Raw genomic sequence first — 21,527 nt, 5'->3', positions numbered from 1 at the left:
GATTTTGTTTACACAAAATAAAAAGCAAATATGAATATATTTGCACCAATATCTATGTATCTTTCAATACTAGAAAGACTAGAGGCCAAAAATTGACCACTAGTCATAAATTTCTAAAAACTATACTTTAGAATTTTATTATTTAAGCTCAACTTTTGCGCCTGCTTCTTCAAGTTGCTTTTTAAGAGCTTCAGCTTCTTCTTTAGAAGCAGCTTCTTTAACTGTGAAAGGAGTACCTTCTACAGCATCTTTAGCTTCTTTAAGACCTAAACCAGTTGCACCTCTTACTGCTTTAATAGCAGCAATTTTATTTGAACCAGCATCAACTAAAACAACGTCAAACTCAGTTTTCTCTTCAGCAGCCTCAGCCGGACCAGCAACTGGACCAGCAGCAACAGCAACAGCAGCTGCAGCAGATACACCAAATTTATCTTCCATCATTTTAACTAAATCACACACATCCATTACGCTCATTTCAGCAACAGCATTTAGGATATCTTCTTTTGTTATAGCCATTTTATAACTCCTATTTATTTAACAATTAATTCTTTGTTTAGCTCTTCTAGTAAGCCAATGCAATTATTTACTATCTCCAACAGCAGCAAATACTCGTACCACCTGAGAAGGAATCTCATTAAGAGTACGAACAAACTTAGTAACCGGTGCTTGCATAACACTAAGTAATGTAGCAAGTGCCTCTTCCCTACTAGGAAGCTTAGCAAAGTCATCTAACTTTTCTGGACCAAACAGTTCACCAGACATAGCTAAATTTTTAACCTCAAAAGCCTTATGATCCTTTTGAAAGTTTTTAAATAGCTTAGCTGCCGCACCTGGCTCATCCTTAGAAAGAGCAAGAACAAGAGGACCTTTAAGAGCATCACCAAGACACTCAAAATCAGTTCCTTTAATTGCTAAACGTGCTAAGTTGTTACGAACAACTCTTAAATAAACTCCAGACTCACGAGCTTGTTTTCTTAATGAAGTCATTTCATTAACAGTCAAACCACGATAGTCGGCTACTGCTGCAGACAACGCTGAGGACACTTGTTCAGCAACTTCAGCGACAATTGCTTTTTTATCCTCTATTCTAAGTGCCATAATCGACTCCTTATTATTGTCTACACTTTTATTTAATTAACACGATATTTAGACCAAAAAAGGTTGTCAACATCGTCTGCGTAGGATAAATATTAAGCCAAGCAAGCTTAGCTCCTACGGTCTTTAACGTTGTATTCACATACAACCCAAAGAAATTGCAAAGTACTATTCTATATACTTAAATCCGAAAAGTCAACCGCTATTCCTGGACCCATAGTACTAGATACAGAAACTTTTTTCAGATATATGCCCTTAGAAACAGATGGTTTAGCTTTTTTAAGGTCAACCAAAAGTTGCTCCAGGTTTTGTTTTAATGCATCAGAAGTAAAGTTAACCTTACCAATAGTAGTATGTATTATACCAGCCTTATCAACTCTATATCTAACTTGACCTGCTTTTGCATCTCTTACTGCCTTAGCTACATCCATAGTTACAGTACCAACCTTAGGATTTGGCATAAGCCCTTTAGGACCCAAGATTTGTCCCAACTGACCAACTACTCTCATAGCATCAGGAGAAGCAATTACAACATCAAAATTCATATTGCCTTTTTTAACATCATCAGCAAGATCTTCCATCCCCACAATATCAGCTCCAGCATCTTTAGCTGCATCTGCAGCAGGACCTTTTGCAAAAACCGCCACTCTAACAGTTTTACCAGTTCCATTAGGAAGAACAGAAGCCCCTCTAACTACCTGATCAGATTTACGAGGGTCAACACCCAAAGCAACTGATACATCGACAGATTCAACGAATTTAACCGAAGAAACTTCTCTTAGAATATCAAAAGCCTCTACTACAGGATATTTTTTCTCAGCATCTATTTTAGCTGCTATAATCTTCATTCTTTTTGAAATTTTAGCCATTACGCAACCCCCTCTTCAACTTTTACACCCATACTACGAGCACTACCAGCAATAATTCTTACAGCAGCATCTAAATTAGCAGCTGTCAAATCAGGATCTTTTACTTTAGCAATTTCTTCTAGCTGCTCACGAGTAATCGTAGCAACAACCTCTTTTGAAGGGTTCGAAGAACCTGATTTTATATTAACTGCTTTTTTAATTAAATAAGAAGCCGGAGGAGTTTTCATCTCAAATGTGAAACTGCGATCACTATATACAGAAATCTCAACAGGAATAGGCATCCCCGGTTCCATACCTTGAGTTTTAGCGTTAAATTCTTTACAGAATTGCATAATATTAACACCACGCTGTCCTAATGCAGGTCCTATAGGAGGACTTGGATTAGCCTTACCAGCAGCAACTTGTAATTTAATAATAGCTTCTACTTTTTTCTTAGCCATTGTTTTCTCCAAAATTTAGGTTAATAGCACTCGCATTTTTCTTAAAACACAAGCTCCCTATGTCTTAGCTTTTATAAAACTAAGACTCTTTTTCAACTTGCGAAAATTCAAGCTCAACAGGCGTGGATCTACCAAATATAGATACAGCCACTCTCAATCTTGATTTTTCATAGTTAACCTCTTCTACCACACCAGTAAAGTCATTAAATGGCCCCTCAAGAACTCTAACAACTTCACCAACCTGATACGATTTTCTTAATCTTGGCTCAACAGCGTTTTTACTTCCTTCCATAAAGCCAAGTATTCTCTCAATCTCTTGCTTACTCAATGGAATAGGCTTACCTCTAGAACCAACAACTGTTAACACCCTAGGAACTGACTTAACAAGCTGCCATGCATCTGTGGTAAGATCAGCCTCCATCAAAACATATCCAGGAAAATATTTACGTTCACTTTTACGCTTTTGACCAGCCTTCATCTCTACCACATTCTCAGTAGGAACAAGTATTCTACCAAAATTATTTTCCAAACCAGCTATTTTAATATTTTCTTCTAACTGAGTTTTTACTCTTTTCTCATAACCTGAGTGCACCTGCACAACATACCAAAGCATAATTTAAAACCCCTATTAACCTAGGAAATATTGAATAAATTTTTCAAACATCATACCAAAGATAGATATGAAGATAGCAAAAATAATCACTACCACTATAACCATCGCAGATACAGTCATAGTTTCTCTACGCGTAGGCCAAACAACTTTAGAAAGCTCCAATTTTGAAGCCTTAAAAAAAGCCCAAAATCTACGACCCTGGTTAGTAAATCTCACAACCACCAATGCCGCCAAAACAACTACCACTGCTATTGATGTGTTATAAGAACTATAACTAAAGCTCCAAATATTTGAAACCATGGTAATAAAAACACCAACAACCACGATAGCTACAGTAGTTAACCACAGCAAAACATTAATAGAGCCTGAAACTTTTGTTACTTCAGTAGTTTTAGTAGCTCCACTCACCCAAACTTTATTAAAATTTTGACTCTTTTTCACAAGAATGACACTCCTTTAAAACGTAGAGTATAAAATAACACACAGAAAATACAATATCAAGAAAAATAAAAAAGACAGTGAGCAAAATTGCAACACTGCCTTAATTATTTGGCAGGCCAGGAGGGACTCGAACCCCCAACTTGCGGTTTTGGAGACCGCTGCTCTACCAATTGAACTACTGACCTTTTATTTTATAAATTATCTAATTACTCGATAATTTTAGCAACAACACCAGCTCCAACTGTTCTACCACCTTCACGGATAGCGAAACGTAAACCCTCATCCATTGCAATCGGGTTAATTAGTGTTATAACCATTTTAATGTTATCACCAGGCATAACCATCTCTACACCTTCTGGTAGCTCAACAGCACCAGTAATATCTGTAGTACGGAAATAGAACTGTGGTCTATAACCTTTAAAGAATGGCGTATGTCTACCACCCTCTTCTTTAGAAAGTACATAAACTTCAGCTTCAAATTTAGTATGAGGCTTAATTGAACCTGGCTTACATAATACTTGTCCACGCTCAACGTCGTCTCTCTTAAGACCACGAACTAGGATACCAACGTTATCACCAGCTTCTCCTCTATCTAGAAGCTTACGGAACATCTCAACACCTGTTACTGTAGTTTTTTGAGTAGGACGGATACCCACAACTTCAACTTCATCACCAACGTTTATAACACCACGCTCAATACGACCTGTCACAACTGTACCACGACCTGAAATAGAGAACACGTCTTCAATCGGAAGGATAAATGGTTTATCAGTATCACGCTCTGGAGCCGGAATATAGTCATCCATAGCTTGAACTAGCTCAACAATCTTCTCAACGTACTTCTCATCACCTTCTAACGCTTTAAGAGCAGAACCCATAATAATAGGAGTATCATCACCAGGAAACTCATATTGATCTAACAATTCACGAACTTCCATTTCCACAAGCTCTAACAACTCTTCGTCATCAACCATGTCACATTTATTCAAGAAAACAACAATATATGGAACCCCGACCTGACGAGAAAGTAGAATATGCTCACGAGTTTGTGGCATAGGACCATCAGCAGCAGAACATACCAAGATAGCACCATCCATCTGAGCAGCACCAGTAATCATGTTTTTAACGTAATCAGCGTGTCCTGGGCAGTCGACGTGAGCATAGTGTCTATTTGGAGACTCATACTCTACGTGAGAAGTATTAATAGTAATACCACGTGCCTTTTCTTCCGGCGCATTATCGATCTCGTCAAACCTACGAGCAGAACCACCGTTTTTTTCAGCCATAACTTTAGTGATAGCTGCAGTAAGGGTAGTCTTACCATGGTCAACGTGACCAATTGTACCTACGTTTACGTGCGGCTTCGAACGTTCAAATTTTTCTTTAGCCATTCTTTATTACTCCATTTTTTTTCAACAAAAAATAAAAAACCAAAATATGGTGCTCACAACCAGACTTGAACTGGTGACCTCTCCCTTACCAAGGGAGTGCTCTACCACCTGAGCCATGCGAGCTTAATATTTTATCAAACCAGATTTAGGTGGAGCGGGTGATGGGAATCGAACCCACGCTATCGGCTTGGAAGGCCGAAGTTCTACCATTGAACTACACCCGCATGGTGGAGGGAGCAGGATTCGAACCTGCGAAGGCTGAGCCGTCAGATTTACAGTCTGATCCCTTTGGCCGCTCGGGAATCCCTCCCCTAAAACTTTCTAGAATACTATAAAGTTTATTTGAGTGAAAATCAAGCTTTTTGTGCTTGAATTTATAAAGCCTTTCAAAAATACTCGCTTTCAAGCTTGTCTTGAAAAGACTAACCACATACTACTATGTTTTTAAATTAATGTAAACATTATTTAGATATAAAAAGTCTATTTATTAGACAATTTTGTAATCACTTTTGACATAACCATATTGTTTGCGATTACAACCTCATCATTAGCTTCATTCTTTAGCCTTGTATACAAAAAACCTATAGATTTAACAACACCTACTGAACCTCCTATATCAACATTATCGCCAATCTCAAAGGGCTTACTAAAAGCAAGCATTATACCAGATGCAAAAACACTATAAGATGCCCTTAGCGACATTGATATACCAAACACTATACCAGTTAAAACACCTGTTATAGGAGAAATTGGTACCCCCAGCTTGGCTAAAGCCACTACGACTACTAGAACTAAAAAAATCACATAAACTAGACTTGCCAAAAACTGAGATACAGTATTGTCATATCTCTTTAATAAGTTATAAGTTAATGATTTTGTGTATTTTGATAAAAAAAATCCTACTACCAGTATAATAAATGCTACAGTTAAATTTATCCAAAAAAAATTGTCAAAATGTTTAATCATTTTCTCTCCTCCCATTATAAATCCTCTTTGCTCTCATAAGTATACAGACTGATACTATACTTATAATAGTAGAAATAACTGCTGATACCAGTGTTTCAGCTATAACAAATTCATCCGCAATAAAAGATAATGTGTAATAAACAGAAACTAAGTCTTCAATTACAAATAAAGCCATACATATCGCAAAAACATATATACATAATACAAATCTAAATAAAAATGCTGTCAATCCAAATAGTAGCAATACCGGATAAATAACTACCTGCAACACGTCCATAAAGAACTGACTGACTCCGTAAATACACTCAATATTATAATCAACTGTCAGAATATAAATGATTGAAAAAACAATAAAGCTAGCTAAAAACATTGGTGTATCTTTATTGACAAATTTATTGTTAAAATCGTTTTCTTTATCATTAGAATTTGAAAACAATAAACCTACTACTGCTAAAAACCCAGCTCCTGAAATAAACCCATCATAAGAGAAAGTATTTTCCAAATATAGATGGTGAATAACGTAACCATATCCCCCCAAAATAGCCAAAAAAACAGCAAAGCAAATCCAAAATGCTACACTCCAATTTTTTCTATTCATGATAATTTGAGATAAAATGATGCAACAAAAAAATAATAAAATAGATAAAACAAGTCTTAAAATCTCATCTGCAAACATAGGTACATACACAAAATCACACATTTTATACTAAAATACCCCACTTGATTTTAGTAACAAATAGAGGACTGTTGCTCCTACGCTGCCAACAATAGGACCTAAAACTGGCACCCACGCATAATCCCAGTGGGATGAACCCTTAGATTGAATAGGCATAATAGCATGAAACAATCTCGGACCAAAGTCTCTAGCTGGGTTAATAGCATACCCAGTAGTGCCTCCTAAAGATAAACCTATTACAATTACAACAAATGCAACTGGAATACCTCCTAATGCCCCCATATCAACCGGATATGCTGTCACCAAACTACTGGAGTCACCAACCTGTATTACGACTCCATGCATGGTTAATATTGCAAGCACTAATACAAACGTACCAATAATTTCACTCATAAAATTAGAAGGTAAATGCTTAATTGCTGGAGATGTGCAAAATGTCGCTAACTTTAGTTCTGTATCTTTTGTAACAGAGTAATGTGGATAATACATAATCCAAACTAGTGCCTGGCCAAGCATAGCCCCTATAATCTGACTTATAACAAATGGTACCACCCAAGTCCATGAAAACTTACCTGCAAGAGTCAAAGCTAATGTTACAGCAGGATTCATATGCGCACCACTAATAGGTCCTGCCACTAAAACACCTAAAAATACTGCTAACCCCCAAGCGAAAGTAATGACAATCCAACCACTATTTTGTGACTTAGTTTTATTTAAAACAACTCCTGCCACAACTCCATTACCCAAAAGTATAAGAATCATTGTTCCTATAACTTCTGCTATACAAGCTTCTAACATAATTTACTCACCTATATAATTCCTCAACATTAAAATTTTTAGAAAATTCTACAAAACTCTCCACCTGTTCATCTTGCCAAGCTTTATCTTTACCAAGTTCTTTAGCCATAAGCTCAGCCACAATAGGAGCAGCTTGAATACTTGCTTTAATATCTAAAAAAGCCGCTCTTGTACGACGAGCTAAAACATCTTCCACTGTCTTAGCCTTTTCATTTCTTACATTATAAATAACTTCTGCTTGATAGTATGGTAAATCGCTATGCAATAACTCATGATTATTTAGTTCTTGCTGAATTATCTTAATATCATCAGCATTTTTACCATAAACTTTTAATGGATAACTTTCTTTAGACTCAATAGCATCAACCAACAACTGCTCGGAGGTTTTAGAAAGTTTTTGCGCGATTTTACCACTTTCAATATAATCTAAAGTATCTTGCCCCATACGTCTAAATATAGTCCACTTGCCTCCTACTACCGTAATCAAACCATCTGTAGATTCAATAATTTCATGCTTACGAGAAATATTTGCTGTTTTTCTATTTTTCTTAGGTGAGACTAATGGACGTTGCCCACAATATACTGATCTTATATCCGCGATAGTTGCTTTTTGTTTGGCGTATTGGTTAAAAGTTTCCAAAATAAATTCAATTTCTTGTTTATCCGCTTTTGGCTCAATACTTGGAATCTCTTTTTTAATATCTGTAGTACCAACTATCAAATGGTCATGCCAAGGTAAAATAAATAAAACCCTGCCATCTTCTGTCTCTGGGATCAAAATAGCATGCTTCGTTGGGAACTTTTCTCTGGCAAAAACTATATGAGTTCCTTGCGCAACTGAAACATACTTGTGTGATTCTTTTCTACCCGCCAAGCTTATGATAGTATCACAAAATGTTCCTGTAGCATTAATAATATGACTTGCGTTAAACTCTCTTTTTTCCTGAGTTAATGTATTAGTAACCACAACAGTATCTAATTTTGAATTCGTTGAGCTGTAGATTTTTTCAACTTTATGGTAATTTAAAGCTACACCACCCTTTGATTCAAAAGTTTTCATCAAAGAGATCAAAAGCCTAGTATCATCAAACTGACCGTCATAATACACTAAACTTTTTTTAAGCTTAGAAGCTTCTATATTTGGTAACTCTTCTAAAGTCTGTCTTTTATTTAGATTATAACCTTTACCAATTTTATACTTACCTGATAATAACTCATAAAGCTTAACACCTATAGTGTATTTAATTGTCTCAAAATAACTACGTGTTGGAATAAGATAAGATTGTTTATAGGTCAAATGAGGGGCATTATGTAAAAATGAAAACCTTTCTTCTAAGCCTTCTTTTACAAGTGCAAAATCAAAATTTTCTAAATACCTTAGACCACCATGAATAAGTTTAGTAGACTTTGAAGAAGTACCTTTACCAAAATCATACGCCTCTAAAAGTAATGTTTTATAACCACGTGAGACAGCCTCTATAGCACAACCAAACCCAGTTGCACCACCACCAATTATTATTATGTCGTAATTATTCTCCATTTTATTCAACCCAAGCCTTACTTCTTTGCACGGCCTTTTTCCAACCTTTATAATCATGGGTAACTGTTTTAAAATCTTTTTGTGGTTCAAAAGTTTTCTCTGTTATAAGGATAGATTTCAGCTCTTCTTTATTTTTCCAGAAGCCAACAGCTAAACCTGCTAAAAATGCGGCTCCTAAACCTGTAATTTCATTTATTTTTGGTTTTGAAATTTCAGACTGCAAAATATCAGACTGGAACTGCATTAGAAAATTATTCTGCACTGCTCCACCATCCACACGTAAACCTGTCAAATCCAGTCCTGTATCGCCTTTCATACAATCTAAAACGTCTTTTGCCTGGTACGCTATAGCTTCAAGAGCAGCCCTGATAATATGCTCTCTCTTTGTGTCTCTTGTTATGCCAACTATTGTACCTCTAGCATACATATCCCAATATGGAGTACCCAGGCCCACAAAAGCTGGGACTAAATATACACCATTAGTTGAATCAATTTTTGTAGCATAGTACTCACTATCTTCTGCTGAACGAATAAGTCCTAAACCATCTCTAATCCACTGGATAACTGCTCCTGCAATAAATACACTACCCTCTAAAGCATAGGTTGGCTTACCATTTTCACCCCACGCGATAGTAGTTAGAAGTCCAGCATCAGAAAATATTGGCTTATCACCAACATTCATAAGCGCAAAACAACCCGTACCATAAGTATTTTTAGCCATGCCTTTCTCAAAACAGCAATGACCAAATAAAGCAGCATGCTGATCTCCAGCAACACCAGCTATTGGAATTCTAGCCCCAGCTAGGGTTTTTTCATCCGTGTAACCGTAGATTTCACTTGAGTTTTTTACCTCTGGCAACATAGACTCTGGAATATCTAAATATTCTAAAATTTTCTTGTCCCACTCTAGTGTATTAATATTAAAAAGCATAGTACGTGAAGCATTACTATAATCAGTTGCATGGACTTTACCACGTGTCATATTCCAAATCAGCCACGTGTCTACAGTGCCCATTAGAAGCTTACCAGCATTAGCTTTTTCCCTAGCCCCTCTTACATTGTCCAAAATCCACTTAACTTTTGTACCTGAAAAATACGCATCCACAACCAAACCTGTATTTTCTTTGATATATTTAACTAGTTCTGGATCTTTTTTAATATCATCACAAATATAAGAAGTACGGCGACATTGCCAAACTATTGCATTATAAATAGGATCTCCAGTTTCTTTATCCCAAACAATAGCAGTTTCACGCTGGTTTGTAATACCTATAGCTGCGATTTGATCTGGTTTAACTCTTCCAGACTCAAGAACTTCTCTGACAACACCGCTTTGCGTGCCCCATATTTCCATAGGATCATGTTCAACCCAACCACTTTTTGGATAAATCTGGGTAAACTCTTTTTGGGCAATTTTTTTGATATTACCATTTTTATCAAAAATGATAGCACGCGAACTAGTTGTGCCCTGATCAACAGCTAAAACAAATTTTTCTGACATTGTTATTTTTAATACTTAGAATTTATTTAGAGAAATTATATATTTAATAGCCAATAGGGTAAATGATGAAGCAAATAATATTACTAGTTTCTTAAAAATAGTTAATTAGACAATAACCTCATAAAAGTGTAAATTTCTAAACAATAGGAACATTTTTTAAAAAAATGCAAAAATTTAGAACTCTTATAATATTAACTATTGGGATAAGCTTTTATTGCTATGAATTTTTTTTAAGGATACTTACTGGAGCATACCAAGAGCAAATAGTTAACTACTTTAACATATCTACTCATATTGGTTTTTCATTTTTAATATCTAGCTACAATATAACTTATCTTATAATGCAAATACCCGCTGGAATACTATTAGATAGATTCGGGAGCAAAAGAGTTTTAATAGCAGCAACTTTAGTTTGTGGAGCTGGTAACATATTATTTATAGCTGGAGGTTTTAATACAGCAATTGTTGGTAGACTGTTAGTAGGTGTAGGATCATCATTTGCATTTATAGGAGTTTTGAAACTAGCATTAGAAAACTTTAATCCTAAATACTTTAGCTTTATAACAAGCATTATAATATCATTAGGGACTTTAGCTGCTGCTTTCTCACAAAACGTAAGTGTGCTTATATCCAACTACAATACCTCTTGGATCGATGTTTTTATATATTCAGGTATTTTTGCACTACCACTAGCTGTCTTATTTCAAATATTTTCACCGAAAGAAGTTCAGACTGTAAATCTAATGCCGAAATTCAAGCAAATTTACGATGCTAGTAAAAATTTAATAAAAAACAAGAAACTCTGGATTAATGCCACATGGGCAGGTTTGATATATATACCTACCATAGTTCTAACATCACAATACGGAATTCTATATTTTAAACAAACATATGGCTTTAGTGACATATTTGCAACTACACTAATAACCTTAATATTCATGGGCTGGGCTATCTTCTCTCCTATAAAAACCCTACTAGCTAATAAATTCGACCCCACAAGAGTTATCAACATTTCCGTTTTAGGCACTGTAATAATAATTATTATCATAAATTTTGGAATATTAAAAAACTATGCTGTATTTTTAGTTTTTATTTTTGGAGCGTTTTCTGCTTCACAGGTTTTAGTATGGCACTACTTCAACAAAATAAGTCATCAAAATTTCACTGCTATAGGAATTGCTATCACAAATATGCTAATTACTTTAGTCACTGAAGTTGGTCAATTAATTGTTGGCTTATCGATCGATACAGGAAATGCCATAAACTTAGCATCCAAAACGAGTATAAGTATATGCTTTGTTATTTTTCTAATATTGGGAGCGATATTTTTTAAAAAAATAAAAATAAATAATAAATCTACACCTTAGCCAGATTAGCAATATCTGCCAAAAGTATCTTTTGACCAACATCAGGTCCAAAATTTACTGTATAAAATTCCTTTGTACCTTGAGCTTGCGATTTAACAAAAATACCTTTACCAAACACTTTATGAAAAACTTTATCTCCGGGTTTGAAAGTTTTATTATTAGGGGAACTTGATTTTAGAAAATCAAATGGCGAAACCCCAAAATTAGATTTTGCTCTTACTTTAGTTTTTGATGATTGTTCTTGCCCTTGATTTAAATGCTCATCATCAATTTCAGCTAAGAACCTAGAACAAACCTGAAAGCTACTTTTACCAAAAATATTACGTACTTGAGCGTAACTAATAGTTAGAGACACCATAGCTCTAGTAATCGCAACATAGAAAAGTCTTCTCTCTTCAGCAAGTTTTTCTTGGAGCTTTTTTGAATGAGAATTATCAAAAGCTTCCTGACTGTTAATTACAGCATTTGGAGGAAATATCCCTTCTTCAGCTGCAATTATAAATACATGCTTAAACTCTAAACCTTTTGCAGCATGGATGGTCATCAACTGAACACTATCTGTTGATTGATCAGCTTGCATTTCACCAGCCTCTAAAACTGCAAATGACAGAAAATCTTGTAAAATGTCAACATTATCATCAAGTAACTCGATTTGTGGCTCAAAATCTTTAGCTGCACTTATTAACTCTTTTAAGTTATCTATTTTTTGACTGTCTTTTTCTGTATCTTTTTCTTCATAAGAAGCTAAAAGTCCACTTTTTGTAATCACATATTCTAACAACTCATCTAAACTAAATTCTTTTACCTGACTAGATATGTCATCAATTAGCTGAATAAAATTTAAAAGTAAGCTTGCTGTACGTTTTGTAACTAACTCTTTTTGAATAACTTCTATTGTTGCTTGCCAATATGATAATGAATTAACTTGAGCAAAGTTTCTAATTGTATCTAAAGTTTTGTTACCTATACCACGAGCAGGAGTATTTATAATACGCTCAAAAGCTAAATTGTCTGTACTTGTAGCTGCTAGCCTTAAGTAAGCTAAAGCATCTTTAACCTCTGCTCTATCAAAAAACTTAAAACCACCATAAATTCTATATGGAATACCCGCATATATACAGCTTTCCTCTAACACACGCGATAAATAGTTTGAACGGTACAGCAATGCAATATCATTATAACTTTCACCATCTTGGTGAAGTTTACGGATTTTATCAATTATATATTTGGCTTCTTCTCTTTCATTTACAGCGTTATACACTTGTACTTTTTCACCATCCTCAGCTGCAGACCAAAGTTCTTTTGGCATTCTGTTATTATTGTTTTTAATGACAGAATTTGCTGCCTTAAGAATATTTTTTGTTGAGCGATAATTCTGCTCTAACTTAACTATCTCGACGTTATTTATTTCTTTCACATAATTATGGATGTTATCTATTATAGCCCCACGCCAACCATATATTGATTGGTCATCATCACCAACAGCCATAATGTAGTTAGTGTCTGTCAGTAAAAGTTTTAACCACATATATTGTACATGGTTAGTATCTTGAAATTCGTCTATAAGTATGTACTTAAATAAATTTTGATAATATTCTCTTAACTGAACATTTAGAGAAAACAGCTCATACAAATAAAGCAATAAATCCGCAAAGTCTAAAGCATTATCAAGTTGTAGCCTTTCCTCATAAGCCTGATAGATACGGTTAAAGTTTCCATCGTACTGTTTGGAAAGTTTATCACTGCGTGTTGCTTGATCTTTTTGTTTATTTATAAAATTTTGAAGTAATTTTGGGGGATATTTTTTATCATCAAGATCTAAAGAATTTATTACTTTTTTTATAAGCTGAGCTTGCTCGTCTTGGTCAAGAATTCTAAAATTCTTGTCTAACCCTAACTCATGTCCATGCTTACGTAACAATCTATGAGCTATGCCATGAAAAGTACCTATCCACATACCAAATGTCGATGTTCCAAGCATTTTTTCGACACGTTGCTGAATTTCCTTAGCAGCTTTGTTTGTAAACGTAACAGCTAAGATATTATCAACAGTAACCCCTCTATCGCAGCATAAATAAGCTATTCTCGAAGTAAGAACCTTAGTTTTCCCACTACCGGCACCAGCTAAAATAAGAGAATTACGATCTTCAAGAACTACAGCTTTATGCTGTTGAGGATTCAAACTACTTAAGGAATTTTTCAAAGACATTAGAAAAAAGTTATTTTAATTAATAGATATATTTTAGCAGAAAAACACAAAAACCATGAACTAAAAGATAAATTCAAAGGAATTAGAAAATCATGATCTTCAAGAATTACAAAAACCACAAAATAACAAACCAGTTTTTAGTAACATAGTTAATAGCTTTATTACCAAAATTCTAAACTTGATTTAATAAAGAATCCACCCATTGTTTGGGTGGAGCAGTGATAGCATTTGCTAGCTTAAGAGCTAATGCTTGATTAGAAAATTAATGATATATAATTAGTACACATGTACACAAGTAACGCCTACTGATTTATTAAGACCGTATAGATTGTAATAACTAATAACAGTACTATTACCATAGATCGCATCAGTTAATAATAACCCATTAGTGCCATCAATTAAAAACATAGATGATCCTCCAAATGAAGCAAATTCACCATATGCCGTTTTATCGCCTACAGCTGGCATATTTACTATCTCCGCTGGAATCGCCCAACCAGTTGGACAAGTAAAAGTAATTGAATTCTCACCATTTTTTTGCCAGCTAATACCAGTAGTAGGAGCTGTACCACTTGCCTGCTGTATAGGTGAGTAATCTCCACCTGTAATAGTAGCTGCTGTTTTTAAACTATATCCTGTACTAACACTTACATTAGCTGTTACAGGACTATCACCTGAACCAGATGGTGGTGTAGCTGTCAAAGTTACAGTGTAATTTATATTATAACTACCAAATGTTACATTTGTATCAGCAGAGCTAGCTGCAGAAAATGTTGCCGATGATGGGTTTGAGCTCCACTGTAACGTCCAAGCACTAGTTATACCTGTATCTGCTAAATCAGCTGTTAAAGCGTAATCTAAAAATCCAATTCGAGAATCACTTAATGATGGCGCTGTAGCTGCTCCTGTGGTTACACTTGTAGTCGCAGTTCTGGTACTTTGACCTTTTGTAGCAGTATACTCAACTTGGTATGTTTTACTAGTAAGCGCAAATGTATAGCTTAGAGCATCTGTTGATCCTGGTACTACACTACCATCTACTTTCCATTGCTTTGTCCAGCTACTATCTATACTTGTATCTGTAGTATCCGCGGTTATTGTAAAAGCTAGTGGATTATTACCATCTTGAGTAGATGATAACGATGGTTGATTAACAGCACCTATAGTTATACTTATAGTCGCAGTTCTAGTACTTTGACCTTTTGTAGCAGTATACTCAACTTGATATGTTGTATTAGATTGCGCAAACGTATAGTTTAGAGCATCTGTTGATCCTGTTACTACATTACCATCTATCTTCCACTGCCTAGTCCAGCTACTATCTATACTTGTATCTGCAGTATCTGCGGTTATAGTCCAAACAAGTGGATCACTACTACTATCTTGAGTAGCTGTTAATGTAGGTTGAGTGACTGTACCTACAGTTATATTTGTAGTAGCAATTCTTCTAAGTTCACCCTTTGTAGCAATATACTCTACTTGGTATGTCGTATCAGACTGGGTAAATGTATAATTTAGTGTGTTTGTTGTAGCTCCTGGCACTACATTACCATCTATCTTCCACTGCTTTGTCCAGCTACTATCTATATCTGTATCTGTAGTATCTGCGGTTATCGTCCAAACAAGTGGATCACTACTACTATCTTGAGTAGCTGTTAATGTAGGTTGAGTGACTGTACCTACAGTTATATTTGTAGTAGCACTTCTTCTAAGTTCACCTTTTGTAGCAATATACTCTACTTGGTATGTTGTATCAGACTGGGTAAATGTATAATTTAGTGTGTTTGCTGTAGCTCCTGATACTACATTACCATCTATCTTCCACTGCTTTGTCCAGCTACTATCTATACCTGTATCTGTAGTATTTGCGGTTATCGTCCAAACAAGTGGATCACTACTACTATCTTGAGTAGCTGTTAATGTCGGTTCAACTACTTCACCTGAAGTTATTTCTTTTGTAGCTGTTGAGATTACTTCTCCATCTACAGAGACTTCTAAGCCTACTGTGTAAGTTATATTTGGTGTTGGGAAAAGATACTCTATCTCTTGACCTGTACCAATCTCTGTACCATTTACTTTCCAAGTAAAGGTTGCATTATCTGGTATACCAGTTCCTGATGTGTTAGCTGTAAATTTATAATCCAACCCAGAACCACCTATAATCTCTGAGTTTATCTTAACTTCACCATACTGCGTATTTACTGTTTTTGCTAAATCAATTTTTTGAACAGTACCATCTGGATATGTGATCGTTCCAGAAACACCTATCTGATGTGGGCCTACTGTAGTAAATACCCAACCAGTTGGGTTAGACCCAGAAGTACAATCACCATTACATAATGGTAAATTACTATCACTAAGTTGCTGATCTGTAGCAAGCTGGCCATCTGTTAGAACCCAAGTTATGTTATATTGTGGTTCTGGTACAGCTTCTTGTTTTAACACCTTATCTACTGATTTACCTACTACGTTTGTATATCTAAGTAAATCAGTTTGGTCTAATTCTATACTACAAACTGCACCGTCACAAGTTGTCGCTATTTGATAATCTGTTAGCTCTTCTTGGGCACAACTACTTAAAAGTGTTGCTAGTGCCAAGACTGAACTAATTCCGTATATATATTTTTTTAACATGAAAAATCCCCACAAAAGTTAATTGCAATATATAAAATATATCTAAACTAATAATAAGTAAAGCTATTTGAAAATTATTTTTTGTATTTCATATTTTATTATGAAGCTAATAAAAATAATAAAACCATATTAAAGCTATATATATCAATGGTTCGTGAAGATTTTATGGGGGAATTTATGGGTCTAAATTAATGTGGAGATTTTTTAATTCGGGTTAGTTATAAACTAATTCACAATTCCGAGAGAATATTCCTTATGAGAGACTGTAAATTTTATTAAAAAATATATAAGCTATAAGTTTTATGATTTTAATATTTAATTTTTATGTAAAGCTACTCTCAAATTTTGACCAATACACAATTCACTTTTTAAAACCCAAAGGGGTGCCTTGCTTGCAAGATCAGGTAGCTTCAAGAAACCAATCCATCAATAAGCCTTATATTTAAAAGTGTTCTATAGCTAACGATACTAAAAAGTAGTACGTCATTCCGTCAGGCTTGGCCACGGAATCTACTTTTATGCCTAGTAGACTATACTATATAGTTAGCTCAAAAAAGTGTTATCACGCTAAGACATTAACCAATAATTACAAACACAAAAATTATCTTATAAAAATTTAAAATGTATAAAATTTAATATTTAATTATATAAAATTGTTAAGCATGTGTTAAAAAATAATATTATAAATATATATAATTAACAATAATATCATCACAGATGACATACTATTAAAAAATCAGCCTAAATTCACTCATCTTGTTTGTGAAAGTAGCTCTATTCCCTTTAAAAGCTTCTTCATGCGATGAAATAATAACTATATTACATATCTTTAGCAGCAGATAAAGCACTTATCATTTCAGAAGTTAAATTATTAAACCCTTTTGGTGAGTTTGGTGTAAATATCACATTTGATTTACCTGATTTAGTCATGTTTTCTAAAGTATCTAAATACTGATACATCATCACCAAAGAGGAAATATACTCAGAAGATATACTACCATTCGTACCTTCTTTTACATCTTCTATAGAAACACGTAAACCTCTTGCTATTGCTTTACGTTGTTCAGCGATACCCTCACCTAAAAGTTTCATGGACTCTTTTTGACCTTCAGCTTCTTTAATTTTTATAAGTTTTTCAGCTTCAGCCTTTGCTTTAGTAGCTTCAAGTTGTCTTTGTGCGGCGTTGATCTCATTCATAGACCGTTTTACATTCTCTTCTGGATTTATATCCACAACTAAGGATTTAATTATTGTATAACCATAAGCGCTCATCTCTTCAGAAAGCTCTTTTTTGATATCTAACGCAATTGCATCTTTATTTTCAAAAGACTCATCTAAACTCATACGTGGTAAAGATGACCTAATCACGTCAAAGACATATGATTCCATTTGAGCCCTAGCATTTGTAAGTTTATAAAAAGCATCTACAGCTCTAGCTTCCTCAACTAAAAATTGTACTGAAACTTTCATGTGTACAAAGACATTATCTCTTGTTTTAGTCTCAGCAATTATATCTAATTGCTGGACTCTTAAACTAACCCTACCAGCTACTCTTTCTATAAATGGGATTTTAAAATTAAGACCCGCTCGCTGAATCCTCACAAATCTACCAAACCTCTCTATCACATTTACTGATTGAGTTTCCACTAAATTTATTGAAAAACTTAAGAGAAATGTAATTAAAACAGTAAAAAATACTAACCAAAACATAAACACTATATATCTCCTTATTTTTAATCTAAAACTGATAATACCACAATATCTTTACTGATTATTTGACTATCATTATCAAATGGTCTGAAACACTCAAAATGCAAAACCATTTTCTGCGGGATCTTTTTAAAGCTATCCTGCAACCTAAATTTAAAGTTATCTGTAGACCCATATTTTGAGTTTTCAACATCAACACTTTTGTGTGCAAAACTAACTGATCTTATATAATCATAATCTGGTGAAACCAAAAACCACCTGTATCCGTCTGTTGAGTCTACTAGCAAACTAATACTTATTGTTTTTTGTTTATCTCCCAGAACTATTGGCTTTGTATACACTTTATCAACCACATCTTGAGTCATCTTAGCTACAGTTAAACCTGGTAGTATCAATAAAATCAGAAGTATATAAAAATACCTAACCATATTTTAAAATACAAACTTATCATCGAGATAAATTTATTATACAATTATAGCTGCTGCAAATATACACAATAAGCTAAATATCATGGCATTAGAAAAATTTGATCTAGAATTAGTATCATTCAAAGATATTACTAACAATGTAAGACATTTTGTTTTTAGAAGGACAGATGGAAAGCCTCTTAAATTTATAGCTGGACAATTTATTACTTTCCTTTTAACAGATAACGAGGGTAATCTAAAACGTAGAAGCTATAGCCTAGGGTCTCTACCTTCTGACAACATGCTTTTGGAAATAGGTATAACCCATGTCAAAAATGGTACTGCTTCAGAGTTTTTTTTCAACATGGAGGTTGGTGATACTGCTACTGCTATGGGTCCTGCCGGAAGGCTTGTTTTAAAGGATGAGGAGCTTAGGAAGCTAATACTTGTAGGTACTGGTACCGGAATTGTTCCTTATAGGTCAATGCTCCCAGAGCTCTTACAACGAGCTGAAACTACTGAAATACATATATTATTAGGCGTACAATACCGCAAAGATGCTTTGTATCAAGATGATTTTATAGAATTTGCAAAAAAACATAACAACATAAATTTCACACTTTGCCTAAGTAGAGAAACAGATGATTTAAAAGACCATGAAATTTCCGGTTATGTTCAACAACAATTTGAAAAAATAGGCTTAGATCCAAAAAAAGATATTGTCTATATTTGCGGTAATCCAAATATGATCGATCAATCTTATGAAATACTTACAAATGCTGGTTTTGAAGCTAAAAATGTACGCAGAGAGAAATATATTTCTTCTAATTAAGCTTGATACTATTAATAATTTAAGTTACAATTTTCGGGCTATTCTGCTTTTATAGTGATATGGTGCTTAGGTGAGATAGTCTAAGTGGCGATGTCAAAATTTACAAAAATAAGGAAAATAAATAATGAAACAAGAAATTCATCCTAAATATACTGAAGTTAAAGTAACTTGTAGCTGTGGCAATAATTTCACAACCAGATCAACTGTAGCTAAAGAAACTATCAATATAGATATTTGTTCTGAGTGTCATCCATTTTACACTGGTAAACAAAGAGTTGTAGACACAGCAGGACGTGTTGATAGATTCAACAAAAGATTTGGTGCTCTTAAAAAAGTATAATATTCTTTCCATTAATAATAAACCTTTCTTTCTATCCAAAGAGCCAGCTTTTGCTGGTTTTTTTGTCTTTTGTAAGACTTATTAAATTTAGGATCTGTCAAGCTGGAATTAGATGTGTCGTAACAAGGCAAAAATACTTTTATATTTAATAACAGCAACCCTCGACAGACTTATAATATTTACTAATATATTCATCCAAGGAAATTGTATCATTATCTCTTAAACTCTTTTCTGTCTCTATTGACTGCTTAACCTGATCAAACAATATTTCTCTTTCTTTTTGCGTTAAAGATACCTTTCTAAAGTCATCTGAAGCCTGCTTAGACGTTTTTAACACTAAGTTTTTATATCCAAGGGCTTTCGCCAACTTTATAATTTTTGCTGAAGGAGTTTTAGAAACATCAAAAATTTTTTGCTTTTCAAATAGTACAGCGTCTAGATACTCTTGCCCCATTTGCTTAGCTACAGCTTCAATTTTGCCAAACAAAGTTAAACCATATTCCTTTAAAGTAATTTTTTCACCCATAGAATCAACTAGTTCTAAGTTAGGTTTACGCCCCTGTACAGCAACGTTTTTAAGATTTTGTTTACCTAGGTCAACCCGTCTCTGAGAATACCCTTTAAATTCTTGCATTAAACAACTCATTAACATCGCTTCTACAAATAATGCTGTGTTTTTACTAATTCCGTTTTTATCAAAAAGATCAACATCAAGCACCCTAACCTCAATATATTCAACCCCTCTATTAGATAAAGCACATGCAGGTCTTTCACCTCTTTTTCCTATTTGCTTAGGTCTTATAGGACTGTAGTACTCATTTTCTATTTGTAAAATACTCTGGTTAAGCTGTATTCTTTTACCCTCTGTATCATATAATCCAATTTCTTTATATTGCTCAATTTCTGTAACTGTTGCATTTAGCATGTCTTTGACATATGCTTTAACATTATAATATGAAATACTAAGATCCTTTTGAGCGGGACTAGTATAACCAAGATCACTCATTCGAAGGCTAGTTGAAAACTCACCCGCATAAAACTCTTCATCTAGATCTATCAAATACTCTGGCTTTTTTTTAACAGAAGTTTTTGCACAAATAGGACTTGATCCGAATAGATATGGTAATAGCCACATATATTCAAAATAATTATTTATAACTCCAAAATAAACATCAGAATTTGATATCCCAAGCTCAATTGCTTTTCTTAGAATCAAGCTTTTATCAAATGAAAAATTATAGTGAATTCCAGCTATAATCTGCATAATTTTACCATAACGAGCTGATAATCCTTTACGGTATACTTGTTTCATCCTACCAGAGTTTGAGCCGCCAAAATTAGCTTCTTTTATTTGTGCTTCTATTGCTGATAGTGGCATACTGGTATTTAAAATAAACTCTTCTTCAGGCACACTCTGTAAAGTAAAAGCACTCAAAGTAGTAAGCTCATATAAAGCCATATCTATATTTTTATGCGGCTTTGTTATTATCTCTAGAAGATTTTCTGAAAAGTCTACAGTAATACTGCTATTAGTAAGCTTATGCCCTAAAGACTGCGGATGTTCAGAGCAGGATAAATTACCATCTCCATAAATTCGTAAAGCTTCTCTCTCAATACCCCTAAGATTGGTTATATTTCTTAAATCGTCCATGTTAATCCTAATATAGTTAAGATGAGCCTTATTAGACACTTTTATAT

20 protein-coding genes and 4 tRNA genes are annotated in these 21,527 nt (G+C 34.2%); 3 read left to right on the top strand and 21 right to left on the bottom strand.

Annotation, left to right across the window (positions count from 1 at the left end; translation table 11 throughout):
- Positions 1 to 138 precede the first annotated feature (138 nt).
- The 16 genes from rplL to glpK form a co-directional block, all read right to left on the bottom strand.
- On the bottom strand, positions 139 to 516 hold the full coding sequence (gene rplL, locus SD28_RS02600) for a 50S ribosomal protein L7/L12 (RefSeq protein ID WP_003024808.1): 378 nt from the start codon (positions 514 to 516) through the stop codon (positions 139 to 141).
- Positions 517 to 579: 63 nt separating this feature from the next.
- The gene (gene rplJ / locus SD28_RS02595) at positions 580 to 1,098 is read right to left on the bottom strand and encodes a 50S ribosomal protein L10 (RefSeq protein WP_039123811.1); all 519 of its coding nucleotides are present in this window, start codon (positions 1,096 to 1,098) and stop codon (positions 580 to 582) included.
- A gap of 170 nt (positions 1,099 to 1,268) precedes the next feature.
- Positions 1,269 to 1,964, bottom strand: a complete 696-nt coding sequence (rplA, locus tag SD28_RS02590; RefSeq protein WP_039123810.1) for a 50S ribosomal protein L1 — start codon at positions 1,962 to 1,964, stop codon at positions 1,269 to 1,271.
- Entirely contained in the window at positions 1,964 to 2,404 is a 441-nt protein-coding gene (rplK, locus tag SD28_RS02585) for a 50S ribosomal protein L11 (RefSeq protein ID WP_039123809.1), read from the bottom strand. The genes rplA and rplK overlap by 1 nt, the downstream gene beginning before the upstream one ends.
- 79 nt (positions 2,405 to 2,483) lie before the next feature.
- Positions 2,484 to 3,017, bottom strand: coding sequence for a transcription termination/antitermination protein NusG (gene nusG / locus SD28_RS02580; protein WP_039123805.1), 534 nt, complete (start codon positions 3,015 to 3,017; stop codon positions 2,484 to 2,486).
- Positions 3,018 to 3,032: 15 nt separating this feature from the next.
- Positions 3,033 to 3,458: a preprotein translocase subunit SecE gene (secE, locus tag SD28_RS02575; protein ID WP_039123803.1), complete on the bottom strand. Its 426-nt coding sequence runs from the start codon at positions 3,456 to 3,458 to the stop codon at positions 3,033 to 3,035.
- A gap of 109 nt (positions 3,459 to 3,567) precedes the next feature.
- Positions 3,568 to 3,643 (bottom strand) — tRNA-Trp (locus SD28_RS02570).
- Positions 3,644 to 3,664: 21 nt separating this feature from the next.
- The gene (gene tuf, locus SD28_RS02565) at positions 3,665 to 4,849 is read right to left on the bottom strand and encodes an elongation factor Tu (RefSeq protein ID WP_039123801.1); all 1,185 of its coding nucleotides are present in this window, start codon (positions 4,847 to 4,849) and stop codon (positions 3,665 to 3,667) included.
- A gap of 47 nt (positions 4,850 to 4,896) precedes the next feature.
- Positions 4,897 to 4,972, bottom strand: a tRNA-Thr gene (locus tag SD28_RS02560).
- Positions 4,973 to 4,999: 27 nt separating this feature from the next.
- Positions 5,000 to 5,073 (bottom strand) — tRNA-Gly (locus tag SD28_RS02555).
- A 1-nt stretch (position 5,074) separates the two neighbouring features.
- Positions 5,075 to 5,159: transfer RNA gene (locus SD28_RS02550), tRNA-Tyr, on the bottom strand.
- A gap of 170 nt (positions 5,160 to 5,329) precedes the next feature.
- Complete coding sequence (locus tag SD28_RS02545) at positions 5,330 to 5,815, bottom strand: mechanosensitive ion channel domain-containing protein (protein ID WP_039123799.1); 486 nt, start codon at positions 5,813 to 5,815, stop codon at positions 5,330 to 5,332.
- Positions 5,808 to 6,515, bottom strand: a complete 708-nt coding sequence (locus SD28_RS02540) for a hypothetical protein (protein ID WP_039123787.1) — start codon at positions 6,513 to 6,515, stop codon at positions 5,808 to 5,810. The genes SD28_RS02545 and SD28_RS02540 overlap by 8 nt, the downstream gene beginning before the upstream one ends.
- A gap of 6 nt (positions 6,516 to 6,521) precedes the next feature.
- A complete protein-coding gene (locus tag SD28_RS02535) occupies positions 6,522 to 7,289 on the bottom strand; it encodes an MIP/aquaporin family protein (protein ID WP_039123786.1) in 768 nt (255 codons plus the stop codon).
- A 7-nt stretch (positions 7,290 to 7,296) separates the two neighbouring features.
- Complete coding sequence (locus SD28_RS02530; protein WP_039123780.1) at positions 7,297 to 8,829, bottom strand: glycerol-3-phosphate dehydrogenase/oxidase; 1,533 nt, start codon at positions 8,827 to 8,829, stop codon at positions 7,297 to 7,299.
- A gap of 1 nt (position 8,830) precedes the next feature.
- Positions 8,831 to 10,330, bottom strand: a complete 1,500-nt coding sequence (glpK, locus tag SD28_RS02525; RefSeq protein ID WP_039123767.1) for a glycerol kinase GlpK — start codon at positions 10,328 to 10,330, stop codon at positions 8,831 to 8,833.
- A gap of 164 nt (positions 10,331 to 10,494) precedes the next feature.
- On the opposite strand from glpK, the gene SD28_RS02520 reads away from it, so the two are divergent.
- Positions 10,495 to 11,697, top strand: coding sequence for an MFS transporter (locus SD28_RS02520; protein ID WP_039123764.1), 1,203 nt, complete (start codon positions 10,495 to 10,497; stop codon positions 11,695 to 11,697).
- Here the strand turns inward: SD28_RS02520 and SD28_RS02515 are convergent.
- The 4 genes from SD28_RS02515 to SD28_RS02500 form a co-directional block, all read right to left on the bottom strand.
- Positions 11,687 to 13,906 carry a UvrD-helicase domain-containing protein gene (locus SD28_RS02515; RefSeq protein ID WP_039123762.1) on the bottom strand — a complete coding sequence of 740 codons (2,220 nt, stop codon included), beginning with the start codon at positions 13,904 to 13,906 and terminating at the stop codon, positions 11,687 to 11,689. The genes SD28_RS02520 and SD28_RS02515 overlap by 11 nt on opposite strands.
- Positions 13,907 to 14,182: 276 nt before the next feature.
- Positions 14,183 to 16,540, bottom strand: a complete 2,358-nt coding sequence (locus SD28_RS02510) for a hypothetical protein (protein ID WP_039123760.1) — start codon at positions 16,538 to 16,540, stop codon at positions 14,183 to 14,185.
- A gap of 819 nt (positions 16,541 to 17,359) precedes the next feature.
- Positions 17,360 to 18,256: an SPFH domain-containing protein gene (locus SD28_RS02505; RefSeq protein ID WP_407636825.1), complete on the bottom strand. Its 897-nt coding sequence runs from the start codon at positions 18,254 to 18,256 to the stop codon at positions 17,360 to 17,362.
- A gap of 17 nt (positions 18,257 to 18,273) precedes the next feature.
- Complete coding sequence (locus tag SD28_RS02500; RefSeq protein WP_179943831.1) at positions 18,274 to 18,615, bottom strand: hypothetical protein; 342 nt, start codon at positions 18,613 to 18,615, stop codon at positions 18,274 to 18,276.
- A 145-nt stretch (positions 18,616 to 18,760) separates the two neighbouring features.
- On the opposite strand from SD28_RS02500, the gene SD28_RS02495 reads away from it, so the two are divergent.
- Positions 18,761 to 19,489, top strand: coding sequence for a ferredoxin--NADP reductase (locus SD28_RS02495; protein ID WP_039123751.1), 729 nt, complete (start codon positions 18,761 to 18,763; stop codon positions 19,487 to 19,489).
- A 124-nt stretch (positions 19,490 to 19,613) separates the two neighbouring features.
- Positions 19,614 to 19,829, top strand: a complete 216-nt coding sequence (rpmE, locus tag SD28_RS02490) for a 50S ribosomal protein L31 (protein ID WP_039123749.1) — start codon at positions 19,614 to 19,616, stop codon at positions 19,827 to 19,829.
- A gap of 145 nt (positions 19,830 to 19,974) precedes the next feature.
- Here rpmE and gshA read toward each other — a convergent pair whose 3' ends face one another.
- Positions 19,975 to 21,480 (bottom strand): glutamate--cysteine ligase, encoded by a 1,506-nt coding sequence (gshA, locus tag SD28_RS02485; RefSeq protein ID WP_039123744.1) that lies wholly within the window; start codon positions 21,478 to 21,480, stop codon positions 19,975 to 19,977.
- Positions 21,481 to 21,527: the final 47 nt, after the last annotated feature.

Source organism: Allofrancisella guangzhouensis (genome assembly GCF_000815225.1).
In the GTDB taxonomy this organism is placed as follows: Bacteria; Pseudomonadota; Gammaproteobacteria; order Francisellales; family Francisellaceae; genus Francisella; species Francisella guangzhouensis.
This window is presented reverse-complemented; position numbering and strand designations above follow the sequence as displayed.